The organism is Saccharococcus sp. Marseille-Q5394, from assembly GCF_946901335.1.
Lineage (GTDB): Bacteria > Bacillota > Bacilli > Bacillales_A > Planococcaceae > Sporosarcina > Sporosarcina luteola_C.
Genome location: NZ_CAMPPQ010000002.1, coordinates 558,246 through 574,973, shown reverse-complemented (window position 1 = coordinate 574,973; position 16,728 = coordinate 558,246). Strand labels below are relative to the sequence as shown.

The 16,728-nt window shown below is 46.3% G+C and carries 18 protein-coding genes; 5 read left to right on the top strand and 13 right to left on the bottom strand.

All coding sequences use genetic code 11. The annotated features are described in order from the left end of the window. Positions 1-14: 14 nt before the first annotated feature. Positions 15-1,193: an XRE family transcriptional regulator gene (locus tag OC538_RS13440; protein ID WP_410055877.1), complete on the top strand. Its 1,179-nt coding sequence runs from the start codon at positions 15-17 to the stop codon at positions 1,191-1,193. 40 nt (positions 1,194-1,233) lie between these two features. On the opposite strand, the gene OC538_RS13435 is transcribed toward OC538_RS13440, so the two are convergent. Continuing rightward, entirely contained in the window at positions 1,234-2,559 is a 1,326-nt protein-coding gene (locus OC538_RS13435; RefSeq protein WP_285847199.1) for an L-cystine transporter, read from the bottom strand. A 276-nt stretch (positions 2,560-2,835) separates the two neighbouring features. On the opposite strand from OC538_RS13435, the gene cls reads away from it, so the two are divergent. Next, a complete protein-coding gene (gene cls / locus OC538_RS13430) occupies positions 2,836-4,287 on the top strand; it encodes a cardiolipin synthase (RefSeq protein ID WP_251695347.1) in 1,452 nt (483 codons plus the stop codon). Positions 4,288-4,338: 51 nt separating this feature from the next. Here cls and OC538_RS13425 read toward each other — a convergent pair whose 3' ends face one another. Continuing rightward, positions 4,339-5,310 carry a D-alanyl-D-alanine carboxypeptidase family protein gene (locus OC538_RS13425; RefSeq protein WP_262176195.1) on the bottom strand — a complete coding sequence of 324 codons (972 nt, stop codon included), beginning with the start codon at positions 5,308-5,310 and terminating at the stop codon, positions 4,339-4,341. A 141-nt stretch (positions 5,311-5,451) separates the two neighbouring features. Here OC538_RS13425 and OC538_RS13420 point away from each other — a divergent pair, with 141 nt between their 5' ends. Next, positions 5,452-6,606 carry an MFS transporter gene (locus OC538_RS13420; RefSeq protein WP_262176192.1) on the top strand — a complete coding sequence of 385 codons (1,155 nt, stop codon included), beginning with the start codon at positions 5,452-5,454 and terminating at the stop codon, positions 6,604-6,606. Positions 6,607-6,644: 38 nt separating this feature from the next. Here the strand turns inward: OC538_RS13420 and OC538_RS13415 are convergent, their stop codons facing one another. The 3 genes from OC538_RS13415 to OC538_RS13405 all read right to left on the bottom strand — a co-directional run bounded on the left by OC538_RS13415 (position 6,645) and on the right by OC538_RS13405 (position 8,414). Further along, positions 6,645-6,890 (bottom strand): hypothetical protein, encoded by a 246-nt coding sequence (locus OC538_RS13415; RefSeq protein ID WP_251695350.1) that lies wholly within the window; start codon positions 6,888-6,890, stop codon positions 6,645-6,647. 57 nt (positions 6,891-6,947) lie between these two features. Next, positions 6,948-7,772, bottom strand: coding sequence for a membrane protein insertase YidC (yidC, locus tag OC538_RS13410; protein WP_262176189.1), 825 nt, complete (start codon positions 7,770-7,772; stop codon positions 6,948-6,950). A 297-nt stretch (positions 7,773-8,069) separates the two neighbouring features. Continuing rightward, positions 8,070-8,414 (bottom strand): hypothetical protein, encoded by a 345-nt coding sequence (locus OC538_RS13405; RefSeq protein ID WP_251695352.1) that lies wholly within the window; start codon positions 8,412-8,414, stop codon positions 8,070-8,072. A gap of 282 nt (positions 8,415-8,696) precedes the next feature. On the opposite strand from OC538_RS13405, the gene OC538_RS13400 reads away from it, so the two are divergent. After that, positions 8,697-9,197 (top strand): GNAT family N-acetyltransferase, encoded by a 501-nt coding sequence (locus tag OC538_RS13400; RefSeq protein ID WP_251695353.1) that lies wholly within the window; start codon positions 8,697-8,699, stop codon positions 9,195-9,197. Positions 9,198-9,241: 44 nt separating this feature from the next. Here the strand turns inward: OC538_RS13400 and OC538_RS13395 are convergent, their stop codons facing one another. From OC538_RS13395 to mntR, 5 genes are all read right to left on the bottom strand, one after another. Next, entirely contained in the window at positions 9,242-9,715 is a 474-nt protein-coding gene (locus tag OC538_RS13395; RefSeq protein ID WP_251695354.1) for a DUF4064 domain-containing protein, read from the bottom strand. Positions 9,716-10,061: 346 nt separating this feature from the next. Beyond that, on the bottom strand, positions 10,062-10,343 hold the full coding sequence (locus OC538_RS13390; protein WP_251695355.1) for a GNAT family N-acetyltransferase: 282 nt from the start codon (positions 10,341-10,343) through the stop codon (positions 10,062-10,064). Between the two features lie 45 nt (positions 10,344-10,388). Next, positions 10,389-11,276 carry a DUF1002 domain-containing protein gene (locus tag OC538_RS13385; protein ID WP_251695356.1) on the bottom strand — a complete coding sequence of 296 codons (888 nt, stop codon included), beginning with the start codon at positions 11,274-11,276 and terminating at the stop codon, positions 10,389-10,391. Between the two features lie 58 nt (positions 11,277-11,334). After that, complete coding sequence (locus OC538_RS13380) at positions 11,335-12,195, bottom strand: S1 RNA-binding domain-containing protein (RefSeq protein ID WP_251695357.1); 861 nt, start codon at positions 12,193-12,195, stop codon at positions 11,335-11,337. Beyond that, positions 12,192-12,626 (bottom strand): transcriptional regulator MntR, encoded by a 435-nt coding sequence (gene mntR, locus OC538_RS13375; protein ID WP_262176179.1) that lies wholly within the window; start codon positions 12,624-12,626, stop codon positions 12,192-12,194. Before mntR ends, OC538_RS13380 begins: the two co-directional genes overlap by 4 nt. Positions 12,627-12,745: 119 nt before the next feature. Here mntR and OC538_RS13370 point away from each other — a divergent pair, with 119 nt between their 5' ends. Then, positions 12,746-12,901 carry a lmo0937 family membrane protein gene (locus OC538_RS13370; RefSeq protein WP_153009923.1) on the top strand — a complete coding sequence of 52 codons (156 nt, stop codon included), beginning with the start codon at positions 12,746-12,748 and terminating at the stop codon, positions 12,899-12,901. A 31-nt stretch (positions 12,902-12,932) separates the two neighbouring features. Here OC538_RS13370 and OC538_RS13365 read toward each other — a convergent pair whose 3' ends face one another. The 3 genes from OC538_RS13365 to OC538_RS13355 are packed head-to-tail and all read right to left on the bottom strand — an operon-like array spanning position 12,933 to position 16,529. Then, entirely contained in the window at positions 12,933-14,039 is a 1,107-nt protein-coding gene (locus OC538_RS13365) for a GNAT family N-acetyltransferase (RefSeq protein WP_251695359.1), read from the bottom strand. Positions 14,040-14,068: 29 nt separating this feature from the next. Next, entirely contained in the window at positions 14,069-16,177 is a 2,109-nt protein-coding gene (locus tag OC538_RS13360; RefSeq protein ID WP_410055876.1) for a heavy metal translocating P-type ATPase, read from the bottom strand. Beyond that, positions 16,158-16,529: an ArsR/SmtB family transcription factor gene (locus tag OC538_RS13355; RefSeq protein WP_251695361.1), complete on the bottom strand. Its 372-nt coding sequence runs from the start codon at positions 16,527-16,529 to the stop codon at positions 16,158-16,160. Before OC538_RS13355 ends, OC538_RS13360 begins: the two co-directional genes overlap by 20 nt. Positions 16,530-16,728: the final 199 nt, after the last annotated feature.

Here is a 16,728-nt window from a genome sequence, read left to right as displayed (position 1 = left end):
GCAAACAGCAGAAGATGACATTAGAAGCATTAGCGGGAGATCAGCTGACAAAAGGAATGCTCAGTTTAATTGAGAACAATAAAGCGAATCCATCTATGGAGAGCTTATCGTATATCGCGGAACGGCTCGGTGTTGAAGTTTCTGAGCTAATGGAAGAAACAAACCTACAAGAATTACGGGAAGTTTTGAAAACTGCAGAGCAACTCCATAATGTAGATTTCGATGAACTAACGGATGAGCATGAGCAGATCGTAACTTTAGTAGCACCCTATGTAGAGAAATTGACACAGGGTTATGAGGCGGCAAGGCTGTTGGAAATTTACAGCCGTTCTCTTTACTATGAGAAGAAAGACGGGTGGCGGGAACTTATCGATAAAGCAGCAGCTATTTATGATGAGATGAATATCACCCGCCGTTTGGCAGCTGTCGGCATGTTCCTGTCGATGGTGAAATTCACTGAGCATCGTTATAGTGATGCCCTTACAATTTTATTGGAAGAACGTTCAAAAATCGAAGCACGAAGTGGATTTATCGATTCACTCACCCGTCTTGATTTCGATTATTTGGAGGCAGTGCTCCACTATGCGGTAGGTAATGCGGATGAGGCAATCCGGGTCATGAATGAAGGGATTGAATTCTCAAAAGAAAAGCGGGTCTTTTATCAGATAGATCATTTATACCGCTTGGCGACATTCCATGCGATGATGAACGAGGATGTAAAATCGATGGAATATTACGAGCGAAAACTTTTACTTTACGGTGAATTTGCAGATGATGAGGAAGCAATCCTCTTCACTAAATTTGCGAAAATCCATTATTTAACCTCCTATCAACAAGCGTATCAGGAGGCAATGGAGCTTATTAATGCGCATTACGACGAACACGGTCTGAAAAATTCTCACACTCCCTATTCCTACATGGAAAAAGGCAAAGCACTATATGGTTTAGGACAATACGAAGATGCGCTATCCTGCTTCAACAACGTGGTGATTGCGGATTATATCCACCATCCATTCGATTTATCGATTTTCTACGAGAAGGATGCGTATGCCGCTCTTTGCCATCAGGCCCTAGGGGATGAAGTCGAAGCTATCCGATCAATTGACATCGCAGTGAATAATATTTCCGATATGCCACACACACCTTATAAAGATTTCATTATGGATACGAATCTCTTGATTCGGAGAACATGAAAAAATGCCGCCAAAGCATATAGCTTCGGCGGCATTTCCATTATGCCTCGATTGACTGATGCTCAATCGAACCGTTAAAGATTTCCTTATCCAACTCTCCATTAACCCTAGCAGTTGTAACACCCGCGGTCATCGAACCGCTAACGTTCAACGCAGTACGTCCCATATCGATCAGCGGTTCAACTGAAATCAACAAACCTGCCAATGCAACCGGGAGATTCAAAGCGGACAACACGAGAATCGCTGCGAATGTAGCTCCCCCGCCAACTCCAGCAACACCGAACGAACTGATAGCGACGATCACAATCAATGTGATCAGGAATGTCGGCTCCAATGGATTCTGACCGACAGTCGGTGCGATCATGACAGCGAGCATCGCCGGATACACGCCTGCACAGCCGTTCTGTCCGATTGACAATCCGAATGAGCCCGCAAAGTTTGCAATCCCGTCCGGAACGCCAAGGCGATCGGTTTGTGTTTTGATGTTAAGTGGTAAAGTACCTGCACTCGATCTTGACGAGAAAGCGAACAGCAAAGCTTCTGCAGTCTTCTTCACATACGTTACCGGATTCAATCCGGATACTGTTATGATGATCAAATGAATGAGGAACATGACAAGCAATGCGGCATACGAAGCAAGGACGAATTTCCCTAAGCTAAAGATTGCTGCAAAGTCGGATGTTGCAACCGTCCTTGCGATGATCGCCAAAATTCCATAAGGCGTCAACCGAAGTACGATCCGCACGACACCCATGATTAATGAATAGAGGGCATCAATCCCCTTCTTCACTAAATTCGCGTTCTCTTCATCCCGTCTCACCAGTGCCAAATAGGCAAATCCGAGAAACGCAGCGAAGATGACGACACCAATCGTCGATGTCGGACGCGCTCCTGTGAAATCCAGAAACGGATTCGCTGGCAAGAGTTCCAGAATTTGATCCGGCAATGCTTTGCCAGCCATATCTGCGGAACGTTCCTCGATGGAAACGCCACGAGCAGCTTCCGCCTCGCCTTGAACAATTTCAGAGGCATCCAGTCCGAACAGCAACGATGCCGAAATACCGATCGCTGCAGCAATCGCAGTCGTACCGACAAGAATCCCTAGAATCATTCCAGCCATCTTACCGAAGTTTTTGCCGATCGTCACTTTTGTGAACGCACCAAGAATCGATATGAACACAAGAGGAACGACAATCATTTGAAGAAGCTTAACGTAGCCAGTTCCTACGACATTAAACCAACTGACCGATTCCGCCAGCACTTCTGAGTCGGCACCGTATGCGATATTCAAGATGAACCCGAAAACGATTCCTAGCCCGAGACCTGTAAAAACCCTTTTTGAAAACGAAACGTTTTTGCGATGCATAGTATATAGAAGTCCTATTAAAAGCAACAATGCTACTATATTAACAAGCAGTAAAACTGTATCCACTTCTTTTCCCCCTTCAGGAATAAATAAAAACTATAAAAAGACTATATACCCTTAAATCTTATCAGTCAAGTAGGATTAACTCTCTTCTATAAATCTTTTTTCTGAAAGCGAATTTCGACTACAGAAGTCCCCACATGTGGATGATATTCCCTTCTATTTCGGTTGGTTTTCGGTATACTAATAGGTAGCAGTCACTTAAGGAGGGCTTATATGGCAAGTTTTGTTACGATTACCTTAACATCCATTTTCATATTGAACATTTTCCTTGCGATTGCGCTGATTTTCCTCGAAAGAAGAGATCCCACAGCAACATGGGCTTGGCTTCTCGTTTTATTCTTCGTACCACTATTTGGTTTTATCATCTATTTACTATTCGGAAGAAAATTACGAAGAAAGCACTCGTCCAGATGGGAAGGGAAAAATCGGATCGGCATTGAGACATTGATCGATTACCAAATTGAATCCATCGAGAAAGGGACATTCGATTTCAGACTGGATGACACAGCACTTTACCAAGACATGATTTACCTCCATCTTCGAAATAACCACGCAGTACTGACACAGGACAATGATGTTCAGGTTTTTAATGACGGCGTTGCAAAATTCGATGCCTTGCTGAAGGATCTTGAAAACGCAAAAGACCATATCCATTTTCAATATTATATTCTGCGGTTAGACTCTTTAGGCAACCGCATTCTGGACGTTCTTATCAAAAAGGCGAAGCAAGGTGTGAAAGTTCGTGTCCTGTTTGACGATATCGGCTCGCGTGGACTCCGCACTAAGCACTTGAAAGAATTGATCAACTGCGGAGGCGAAGTGGCCGCGTTCTTCCCAGCCATCCTCCCGCTAATCAACCCTCGGCTTAATTACCGGAATCACCGGAAAGTCGTTGTCATCGATGGGCGCATCGGGTATGTCGGGGGTTTCAATGTCGGCGACGAGTACTTGGGGCTGGATAAAAGATTCGGCTATTGGCGTGATACGCATCTCCGTATTGAAGGCAGTGCACTTCATCCGTTGCAAACAAGGTTCATCCTCGATTGGAACCAAGCGACTGAATTAGATGATATCGAATACGCGGAGCGCTATTTCCCTGCAATTCCACGGAAAGGATCCGTCGGGCTGCAAATCGTGTCCAGCGGCCCCGATGCCGAATGGGAGCAGATCAAGGACGGTTATTTAAAGATGATTTTCCTGGCGAAGGAGTATATTTACATTCAGACGCCGTACTTCATTCCCGACGTAAGTTTCCTTGATGCATTACGGATTGCATGTCTATCAGGGGTGGATGTCCGCATCATGATCCCGAATAAGCCGGACCATATGTTTGTCTACTGGGCGACGTATTCCAATGTCGGTAAACTATTGCGAGCGGGCGCGAAAGTGTATATTTATGAAAATGGGTTCATCCACTCGAAGCAGATTGTCGTCGACGATGAAGTATCCACAGTCGGAACTGCGAACATCGACGTCCGAAGCTTTAAGCTTAATTTCGAAATCAACGCGTTCATATATGACCGCGAAAAATCCCATGAGCTCGCCGAACTATTCGAACAGGATATGCAATTATCGACGGAGCTGACGTACGATATGTATTTGGAGCGAACACGATGGATCAAGATCAAAGAATCTGTTTCGAGATTATTGTCGCCGATCCTGTGATGCAAATAAAAAATCCCCGTCATCCTGAATTCTGGATGCCGAGGGATTTTTTCATTTCAAGCCAAGGTATTCTTCAAGGGTGATGTTGCGTTTAAAGATTTCTTCGGCGATTTCTTTTCCGACATAACGGAAATGCCACGATTCGTGCCTGTAGCCAGTGATATCTTCCTTTCCTACCGGGTATCGGAGGATGAAGCCGTAACGGTACGCGTTTGCAGCTACCCATTTTCCAGCTTCGGTCTCTCCGAATTTGAAGGAAGCCCAATATTTTTCGTAGTTCACTTCCCCGATGTCGAAAGCGAGACCCGTTTGGTGCTCGGAATAACCAGGACGCGCACTGTATCGGTCCGCCGCTTCCACGCCATCCTTGTTGACGTACCGTTCGTAGAGCGTTACTTGGTAATCGTATGAGCGATATGTACTGAATGCCGTCAGATTGATGCCGGACAGCTTAGCCTCAGCCGCCATCTCATCGAATGCCGCCCTCGCTTCTGTGCTCTCACCTGGAGCGTACGTTCTTGGCAGTGGGTATTTTTTATTCGCAATGAGGATTCCGTTAATGACTGTCGGTTTGTCCGGGAGCTGCTGGCCTTCGATATAGCCGCTTTTATTCGGGCTTGTTGGCGGTTTCGCCGTCACTTTCGGCTTCTCCTCTTTTTTCGGCGCCGGTTTAACAGGTGTGACGTTTTTCTCCGGTTCTTTCGTTTCCGGCTCTTTCACTTCCGCAGGCGGCTCTTCTTCAATAGGTTTCTCCTCGACAGGAGGTATTTCCTCTTCAGGCGCTTCAGGTTCCGTCTCCGGCTCTGTCTCTTCCGGTTCGCCCGCGTCCTCTGTTTCCTGCTCTTCCACAGGTGGCGTTTGTGTATCGCCAATGCCCACTTGTCTCAACGCTCTATTTACATCCCAATTATTCATGCCGATCCAAACGACGATTGCAGTCATGACTAAACTGGTCAGCAGCAGTGTGATTGTCAATGCCTTGTTGGATTTCTTTCTGCTGTTATACTTTCGTTTCCGGTTCATCTTCTGTTGGCCTTCCTTCTACTCTAGGTATCTCTTATTTTTAACTATGTTCAAATCGCCATATGACGATGTTCTTTCCAGTCCGTGTATGCTATCATTTATTTGCAAATGTGTAAATAAATGATTGTGAGGATTACTCTTATGAATAATCAGCGGTGGCTATCGATTAGCTTTTTAACTTTCTTCTTTACATGGGGCGTTTTTACCCCCTATTGGACTGGTTGGCTGACGATCGAAAAGGGGTTGTCCGTGAAGGACGCCAGCATCGTCATGGGAGCCGGAATGATTGCCCGGTCGTTTTCCACGTTTCTCATCTTTCCTTATTTGACAGCAAGAACGTCATATATTCGTGTCATGAAATGGATGACGGTGCTGTCGTTGCTTCTTGTCGTCCTCTATATTCCCGACTCGTCATTCATTGTATTGTTCGTTATTACGGTTCTGTTCAGCGCCTTCTACCCAATCATCTTGCCGGCTGTCGAAAGCGGCGCATCCGTCCTTATGCAGAAGGAGAGGGTCCATTACGGCAAAAGCCGTTCATTCGGCTCGTTCGGCTATACGATTGCGTTGCTGCTCGTTGGCTCTGCGACAGCGATTTGGAATGAACAGGCCATCCTGTATATGATGATTGCTGGTCTAGCGGTCGCTGTCATTTTCTATTCCCGTCCCGCACCTGCCGTTTTGCAGAGCATACCGGACAAGAAGGATTCTCGAAATCGGAAGATCGGATTGAAGACGTTATTTGCGGCAAAAGGCTTTCGGATCATCATGATACTAGCCATACTGTTGCAAGGCGCTCATGCTTCCTATTACAATTACGGCTTCCTGTTCCTCGATGACTTGGATGTCAACGGGTTTTATATCGGCATCATTTTGAATATCGCTATCCTGTTTGAAATATTTTTTTTCGTCCAGGCGGATCGCTTTTTGTCCGACATGCGGATATCAACGATGTTCCTCATTGCTGCAATCGGGTCGACGATGCGATGGGTCCTCATCTTTCTCTTTCCGACAGCGTTTGTTTTTATCGCGACACAGCTTTTGCATGCCGCATCGTTCGGAATCGCCCATTACGCGTTCATCCAATACATTTCAAATAAGCTTCCCAATTCGCAGATTGCTGCGGCCCAAGGATTCTATGCCGCATTCGCAATGAGTTTAAGCACTGCCATCCTGACGTTTCCGGCTGGCTACCTGTATGAAATCTCACCAGGAACCGCATTTTTAGGAATGACAGTATGCTCCATCCCTGCTATCTTTATCGTACTAGCAACCCGCAAGAAGTTGGCTTATTGATGGTTACCATGTTCTCCGTAATCGGAGGGCATTTTTTATTACAAAATAATAAGCAACAGCACAACAACAAATGAAAGCGCGAAGAGGATTGATAAATAACGCATCCACCTGGATTCCCTTTCATGGCCTTGCTCCTTGAACGATTTCGCCCTTGAAGCGTTCGTCAACGTAAAGAGCGCCATCATCGTCAGAATCGCAAAATCAAGATTTCCTCTGACGACAAAAAACAACGTCACAACTAACAATACAACAATCCCGATGACGCCTGTCCTTTTCAGATTCATGTTAATTCCCTCCAAAAAAGGCCGGAGATTGCTCTCCAGCCTCCTGTATGCCTTTGTTCAATCTTTTTTCGACTTCGGCTTCGCATCTGTCTTCGCATCTGCTTTTGTCTCAGGAAGTGGTTGTACCACTTCCTTGTAGTAAAACTTCCTGCCCAAGTATGTTTGGAAAATGAGCAATAGCCCACCGACCGCCCAATAGAGCGGAAGTGCCGCCATCACCGTGAATGAAATGAACATGATCATGATCGGTGACATATAGATGAACAGCTTCATCTGCTGCTTTTGCTGCTCAGGCATTGTCCATAATGACACTCGCGCTTGTACGAAATAAACCGCACCAGCAACTAGCATCATGATTTTATCCGGCTCACCTAATTTGAACCAGAGGAATTGATGCTCCTTCAATTCGGGTGGAGCGTAAAGGATTGCGAAATAGAGGCCCATGATGATCGGCATCTGGATGATCAACGGCAGACAGCCCATGTTCAGCGGATTGACGCCATGCTTGGAGTACAAGCCCATCATCTCTTGCTGAAGCTTCATCTGCTCTTCTTTGTCTTCCTTTTCTTTCGCTTCTTTAATACGCTTTTGGATATCTTCCATTTCGGGACGGAGGGCATCCATTTTGACCTTCATTTCTTGCTGCGCCTTATAGTTTTTCAACATAAGCGGCATGAGCACCAACCGGATGGCAACGGTGATGACGATGATTGCCAGTCCATAGCTTCCGTTGAATGTTTCACCAAGGTAGTGAAGCAGCCATTCCATCGGCTTGACGAAAATATTATAGAATGTACCTTCTTTGTTCTGGACTCCGGAACAACCACTGAGGAAAACGGCAGTGGTTATCAATATTGATAATAAACCAATTTTCTTTTTCAATAAATTCACCTTCACTATTTCAAACTACTGAAAAGTATACATCAATTCACTGTACAATTACAATCAATGTTCGTTATTAACGAATATTAAAATGGATTTCCGCTACAGGCGGACGCTTTCCGCGGGCACGGCTTCAGCCTCCTCACTACGCTTCGCTTCGTTGCGGGGTCTTCAGCTCGTGCTGTTCCCGCAGGAGTCGCCGCCTTTCGCTTCAATCCTTATATAAAGCAGAAATTTTATTTCCCACTCTAACATGCGAAGAATAAAAAAAACGCCTCCATAATGGAAGCGAAATTATTATTGATTTTGCGGTGCTTGGCTCGGGTCTTCTTTTTTACTGTAGAGACCGTCCGTTTTGGATTCCTCTGATTTATCCTCTACTTCTTGATTGTAGTAATGGACGCTGGTTTGCGCGCCTTCACTTACCATTTTATTATCCTGCAAGTCGTATGGATCCGAATGACCGGCTTTCGTATCATCGGAACGGTTCAGTTTTTGCGATTGTATAAAGGAATCGACCTTTGTTTTCATATTATTCACCGCAACCATCGCTTTGTCACGGTTTTCTTTTTTGCTGAAATATGCGTATGCGCCTGCAGCCAATGTGGCAAGAAGCAATCCATTCCCGTTTTTACGTGCCATAGCTATCATTCCTCCATTGATTAAGAAATCGTTTACTACTTCCAGTATACCCTCTTCCCGAATTCGAAAACTCCAATTCATCGGATATGACATTCCAAACCGAGACGTCACTAGTAGCATCTCATATCGTTCGAGTCATTTCAAATAATTCAGTTGATTGCCCATGTATTCTGCACACTTTTTAGATAATTTACTTTTTTATATTTCATTATGATGACAAGCGTAGTTTATTCCCCCATTTTTTGTTATGATAACAAAAAGGTTTCCGGAGGTGACTGCGACATGATTAGACCAATGACTGCCGATGACATTAGCTATATTCAACACATTGCCCACATCACGTGGAATGATACATATGCGGGGATCATTCCTGAAAACATTCAGACAGCATTTATCGACCGCTCCTATTCCAATGCAATGATGATCAAGCGGATGGAAAAAACTCATATGCTCGTCGCTGAATGCGAAAAAGGAACTCCGATCGGCTTCCTCAATTTCACGAGGGAAGATGAAGATGGAGACTCGGAATTGACAGCCATGTATATTTTGCCATCCCATCAGCATTCAGGCTACGGCAAAAAACTTTTCGACTATACGGTCAGCATGCTCGGCAACGCCAAACAAATTTTCGTTTACGTTGATAGCAGAAATACGGCTGGACGTGCTTTTTATGAAAAACAAGGATTCGAATTATTGGAAGTCTTCGAAGAGTACTTTGAAGGCTACCCAGTTGAAACAGCCCAATACGTCTACTATATTCATGAGCCAGTGTATGCCTATTAAGTTCAAAGGACGCTTCCCCATCTTCGGGAAGCGTCCTTTTTATTTTACAGTGGCCTCATACCATCGCTGTTGTAGGATTGATCCGCATATTGAAGATCATCCTGTAATGGCGGCTTTTTCGTAAAGCAGAGAACTGCAGCGACATAAAGCAAAATGGAAGGCAACGATAAGATCCCGCCTAACAAGCCGGCAATAATGAACATGATTCCTGCCAGTTTGGCATTCTTGTTTTTCCAGATGTTGACGATACCAATAATATTCAGTACGACACTGATAATCATAGCAATGAGGAGGAACCAGAAGAATCCGCCCATGACATTAAAGAATCCGTAAATAGCATCCATCTCGGCCTGCGTCATCGCCGGATCGGCCATCATTTCCCTTTCAAAATCCCGCATGGCTGCCGGATCGTTTTTCACAATTTTAAAAATAGCCATTGCAATGAATCCAAAAATAACTCCAATTGCAGTCATAATGACAGCAATGATGGATAATACTTTTTCTGCTGTGCGTTTCAAGTAAAGCACCCTTTCCTTTTACATATTTTCTATCATAACAAGTATACGATTAGGATAACAATAGGATTCATTACTCATCTATTTCTTTTTTTATTGTCGAAGTTTTGGAATTGTCAATCACGGGTACTGTATTCCTATGATAGCTTCCTTCAATAAGCGAAAGGAGAGGATGAAATATGGGGAAAAATCTACTGTTCACTTCGACGGACATGTTCTACACTGTCGCAGGCGCATCCGTACTAACAGGCATCGTATATTTCGTCACAACTGCATGGGGACTTTGATTCTATATCGAAATAAATAAAAGGCAATCCTTTAATCGTTGAAGGATTGCCTTTTTTTGTTCTTATGCTTTCACATCGTCATATTCCTTGTATCGATTAAACGCAGTGACTACATACGAGCATACCGCTTCCATCTTATACCCTTTTTCACGGGCATATTCTGCTGCGCGGTCAAGCAGTTGCTTTGCCACTCCCTGCCCTCGCAAGTCTTCCGATACATACGTATGATCCATGACCATGACATCGGCGAGAAGTGTCCATGTGATTTCAGCTAGCAACTTTCCGTCCTTTTCATGCTTGAACGCGAATGCGTCTCCGCCAAGCTCAACTAATTTAAATTCCATGAGATCATCTCCTTTTCCAATATTCTATCATAGCGCATGGGCATATCACTTGAACCATGACTTGATTGATTCAAAAAGATCCGCAAAGAACTGTTGTACTTTATCCCAAAAACCAGGATCGATATCGCCGAACTTCTCTTTGATTGTCGTCGCCATATCGGATAATTGCTCCGACAGCTTGCCAAAGTCGATGTCTAGATTCCGGATCCGGTCCATCAAGTCAATCAGCAATTGCCGATCAGCCTCGCTCAACTCGATGTTCAACTTCTTCAATTGGTCATTTACAATTTTCTCGACTTCTTCTTTCGTCGCAGGCTTGTTGTCGGCAATCGCTTTTTTGATTTCCGTCAGGAGCTCGGCCACTTTGTCCTGATCGATTCCCGAGTCCTTCGCAAACTTCGTCGCCAAATTCAACTCATCATTCGCAACGTCCGTCCGCTCGGTATCGAGCGTCTCCCCGGACACTTCATATGCCTTATAAATCCCGACCAATGCGGAGTGCCCCGTCACCGGCTTCGGCGCCGCCACTTCGACGATCGCGTCTTCGATTCCTGCCGTCATCATCGCTGTTGCATACATCTCGTTCGTCACTTGCGTAATATTGTCTTGCGTGACGATCTTAATGACGAGGCCTTTCCCTTCATCCTGCCTAGTAATTTTGGCAGATGAATACATTCTCGCTTTGCTGTTGCCGTCTTTAATATATTTCACAAGATCATTGCCATCGACTGTAATCTCTTCAACTTCGGCATTCTCTTCAACTTTCAAGCTCTTCTTAACGCTTTCCTTCTCTGCGTCTGTCAAGTTCGCACCCAATACAACAATGGGCACACCTAATTTTTCATCAATGGTCGTATCGGCTTTCGCATACGTCGGCATCAAGCCCCCGACCACTAGCAGCAATGCGCCCGCTGCCATCAATATTCTTTTCATAAGCTTTCCCTCCTGTACTATGATGTAGTACGAAGTGCATTGAAAAAGGTTCCAGTTCTCATTTCAAAGTAGTCCAACCTTCACTTTGCGTAACTTTCCCTTCCTTCATCAGCTTGCCGAGTGCCCGTTTGAAAGAACCTTTGCTCATCCCGAACATCTCGCTAATTTCATCCGGAGTCGATTTATCCGAAAACGGCATTTTCCCGCCTACATCGCTGAGGTAACGGTAAACAGTTTCCGCATCATCTCCAAGGCGCTCCTCTTTCCTTGGCAGCAACGAGCCGTTTAGCGTACCGTCATCGCGCACATCAATAATCCGGATATCCACTTCCTCACCTAGACGCGGCTCATGCTCCCGCTCCGTCTGGTGGACAAAAATACGATACGTTTCCGGAATGCTTAAAAAGAACGATCCCACTGGCAATAGACGGTATGCCCTTGCTTTCAAGTTCTTATTGAAAGTCGTTTCAGGCGCATCCTCAATCAATTCCAACACCCTCTCCTCCGTTGCGAGGCGTCCGAAAATATTGCCGCCGAGATCGGTGCGCAATGTCATGAACAGCTCATCGTCCGTCTTCGGCCATAATGCCTTCACTCTTGGCAAGTCCGCTTTATTCACGAGCACTTCGAAGGAGGAGCCGATATCTACATACGCGCCTTCCTTGTCATCGATCCGGATCACTCGTCCCCAACCGAATGACTCGCATGTCATCTTCGGGATATTAGCAGTCGCTGTCAATTCGCCACGCCGGTTCATATATAGGAAGACTTCGACGTCATCCCCCTCTTCGACAGGCGATTCGAATTCCGACGCATTGATCATAATCTCCTGCTCGTCTCCGCCATCCAGCACCCATCTTGATCCTTCCTGGCCAATTACGGTCAGTTGGGCAATAAAACCCGGTTTATGTTCTGTCATTTGTTATCTACCTCTTCCATTTTGTAGCTCTGCCGTTCTTTCAGTTTTTCTACGAAAGCTTCGTCTTCTTTCATCGCCTCGACGAGATCCGTAATCCGGTCCATCGCATTCCAACTTAAGTGATGCTCGATTCCTTCAACATCTCCATAGATGTTCTTCTCCTCAACGCCGATGATCCGGAGAAACTGCTCGAGAAGTTCATGCCTCCTGACGAGTTTCTTTCCGAACGTCAAGCCTTTTTCTGTCAGTTCCAATCCTCTATAGCGCTCATAGACGACATACCCTTCACGGTCGAGCCTCTGCGCCATTTTTGTTACAGATGAAGGCAATACCGAAAGTGCTTCCGCTACATCGGAGACGCGGGCCTCTCCCCTTGCCTCGAGCTGCATATAAATCTGTTCAATATAATCTTCCATACTTGGTGTTGCCAATCATTCCACCTCCAGTATGTACATTCCCTGCCCATTTAATGATAAATCATGCATGTAAGCAGTTTACAAGTTCCAACTTACGGGTAAATTCACTATACCACTTCGAAGGAGTGAAAAAAATGGGTAAAATACTTTGGATTATTATCGTAGCACTAATCGCCTTCTGGCTGCTTGGATTTGTCATGAAGGTCGGAGGCGGACTTATCCACCTTCTGTTAGTCATCGCAGGAATCATATTCGTCATCCAGTTATTAACCGGCAGGCGATCAGTTTGAAGAAAGGGTGCCCAATTAGTGGCACCCTTTCTCATTTTACTTTTCCATAAATGCATGTATTCCGCAATTGCTTACCATCCGCCGAAAGGGAATCGCATCTCAATGTCCCTTCAAGCTCAAATCCTGCCCGTTCAGCTACAGAACGGCTTTTCACATTTTCCTCATCACATCTGATTTCCACTCTGCGAGCGTGCAAATCCTCGAATGCGAAGCGTGTCAAACGTTCAACCGCCTCTGTCATAAGCCCCTGCCCTTCGAATTTCGTATCCAGCCAATACCCGATTTCAAACTTCGGAACTGTCCAGTCGATGCGGTGAAGTCCCGTCGACCCGACAAACTCGCCAGTCTCTTTCGAAAACATATGGAGCCGTAAATCCTTCCGTGTAATGAAATCGGCAATCGCCTGCCGCAAATTCTCCTCTGTCGCATGCAGCTCAGGCGCCTTTTGTGCAAATGGCATCCATTCCTTTAAGGCAGGCTGGGAATTCCGCATCGCATTCCACACGTCAAGAGCGTCTTCCACTTCAGGCATACGGATGATGAGCCGCTCCGACTCAAATTCAGTCGGGAAATTCGGAATGCGTTTTTTCGGTTTTTCTCCGATGCCTGCATCTTCCCACATGACAGGAGTTGTCGTTCCCGCCAGGAAGTCTTCACGCGTCATCCCGTATGTGACAGCGTCATAATACGAGTTCTCTTTCGGTGAGAACCACGCTTTGCGTAAGTGGGCTTCCTTAACAAACCCTGCGCGCTCGAATGTCTTTCGCATTGCCAAGTTATCTTGACGCGTATGGCCTTCCAGACGGATCTTCTCCTCCGGCATGCCGAACACGAACTCCGTAATGAGGCGGAGCGCTTTCGGTCCATATCCGAATCCTCTATAACGATCAGCAATCCGTAAATCGAACAGCGGAATTTCATCCTGCAAATCATGGATCTTCACGATTCCTACAATATCTTCTTCCTCGTTTTGCACCCAGAACGTCTTCACTTCATCCGATTCATAACCGCCTTCTTCGATCGTCTTTTCGATCAATTCACGTTCCGGATGTGCATTTCCATGAAACGGCCATGTATTCGTCGTTAAAAAATGGATGAGCTGTTCCTGTTCCTCCATCGTCCATTCCCGCAATTTCATTCCAATTCCCCCCGTCCGGGCTGCGTACTTTACTTATGGATCCGCAACAATCTAAGTGAATTCAAAACGACGAGCAACGTCGCTCCCATATCTGCAAAGATTGCAATCCATAAAGTCAACCATCCTGGGATGATCAAAAGCAGCGCTACAATTTTTAAGCCTACTGCAAACATAATATTTTCTTTAATAATCTGCAACGTTTTTCGGCTTAATTTCATCGTATACGGCAATTGTCGGAGATCATCCGCCATCAATGCGATATCCGCCGTCTCTAGAGCGGCGTCAGTTCCTGCTCCTCCCATGGCGATCCCGATTGAAGAAGCGGCTAATGCAGGAGCGTCATTAATGCCGTCGCCGACCATCGCGACCCGGCCATAATGACCGATCAATCCTTTCACGGCAGTCAATTTGTCCTCCGGCATGAGTCCCGCACGGACATCCGTCACACCAGCAATTGTTGCAATTGCTTCAGCTGTCCGCTCATCATCACCCGTCAGCATGACCGTATGCCGGATGCCGACTCCCTTCAATTGACGCAGGACATCAGCACTTTCCTCCCGCAATGGATCCGTCACTGCAATCAATGCCTGGAATTCATGATTGAAGAGAACCGCCATGACGGATTTCCCTTCCTGTTGCAAGCCTTCTGCGCGTTTTTTCATTTTCGGAGGCAGTTCAGCAAGCTCTGCCGCCCAGTTCATGCTCCCGACGTGGACTAGAGCACCATCCACTTCCCCGAAGGCCCCTTTCCCGGTGACCGACTGGAAGTTCCGGATATCCGCTAATCCTTCGCCTTGTTCTTTCGCATAATCGACAATCGCCCGTGCCAACGGATGCTGGGACATCGATTCGACCGCTGCGACCGCTTGCAGTAAATTCCGCTTCTCCCCACCCTCAGTAATGAAATCCGTCACTTCAGGATATCCTTTTGTCAACGTGCCCGTCTTGTCGAAGGCGACCGCAGTAATGCGCCCCATCTCTTCAAGATAGACGCCTCCTTTAATGAGGACTCCTTGGCGGGCGGCATTTCCGATCGCCGTCACGATGGCGACAGGCGTGGATACGACGAGTGCGCAAGGACAGCCGACGACAAGCACCGCGAGCCCTTGGTAAATCCACGTATGCCACTCTCCTCCGAAAAGCGGCGGGACGATGGCGACTAAAATGGCAATGCCGATAATGATCGGCGTATAGTATTTCGCGAATCGATCGACGAACTTCTGTGACGGTGCCTTCTCTGCTTGGGCGTCCTCGACGAGGTGGATGATTTTGGCGATGGTCGTATCCCCGACGAGTTTTGTCACGGTCACTTCCAACGCACCTTCTTCATTCAACGTCCCCGCAAACACTTCGTCATCCTGCTGTTTCAACACGGGGACCGATTCCCCTGTGATTGCTGCCTGATTGACAGTCGATTGCCCGCTCAGAACGATGCCGTCCATCGCAATTTTCTGCCCTGGTTTCACGATTAGGATATCGCCGACTCGGATATCCTCAGTCGGAAGCTCCATCATGCCGCCATTCCTTTTCACAAGCGCGGACGCAGGGGCAATATCCATGAGTTGGCGGATCGATTGACGCGCTTTATTCATGGAGTATGCTTCAAGCGCTTCACTCACTGCGAATAAAAACACGACGACAGCCGCTTCCTGCCATTCACCGATGATTGCCGCTCCGATAATCGCGATCGTCATCAACGTCTTCATGTCAAAATCAAGTCGTACAAGGTTCTTGATGCCTGTGATGAACATTCCCGTCCCGCCGATCAGGATGGCGGCTGCGAACAGTCCAGTTGCTACTGTCGGATGCGGGACGTCCCGATAGGTGAAATACATCCCCGCAATGACGAACAATAGGGATAAGAATGTAACGATATTTTCTTTCCTTTGGTAAAACGGAATTTTCGGCTCAGTATTCCTTTTCGCCAAAGGGACGACTTGAATACCATCGAATGCACCTGCCGCCTGGAGCTCCTCCATCGTCGCTTCGCCTGTGAAAGAAAGCTTGGATGCGCCAAAGTTGACCGTTGCTTCAGAAACGGAGGGGATGCTTTTCACATTGTTTTCGAATTTCATTGCACAGTTTGCACAAGTGAGATTCTCGAGTCTGTACTCCATTTTAGTGGTCATCCGGCTCATCCTCCTTTTCCGAGGCGTGATCGTGGGCAATCTTTACAAGGTCATAAACATGGCCATCCGCCAATGAATAATAAACCATCTTCCCTTTGCGCTCTGATTTCGCAAGACTATGCTCCCGCAAATAGCGAAGATGATGGGACGCCGTCGCATTAGATGCGCCGATGACCGCTGCCACGTCACAGACGCACATCTGCTCCTCGAGCGTGAGAGAATAGGCGATTTTCAATCTCGTTTCGTCTGCGAGCGCCTTAAATATTCGCACCATGCCGCCGACATCCGGCAGTCCTTTTTGAACTTTCTCGACTACTTCCTCATGGACAACTGTTACTTCGCATGTATCTTTGACTTTCATTTCGGCACCTCATTCAAATGTTCGTTTGATTATAGTATATGTGTACACTTTTCTGATTGCAAGGACAATCAAACAAACATTTGATTGTTTATTTCATTTAGAAATAAAGGGTTTTAGACATTCGCATGGAAGTTGATAATTATTCCTATAAAATTGCTGCAGGAGAAGCAGCGGGATGCATCAGTCTTAAAGTGGCATA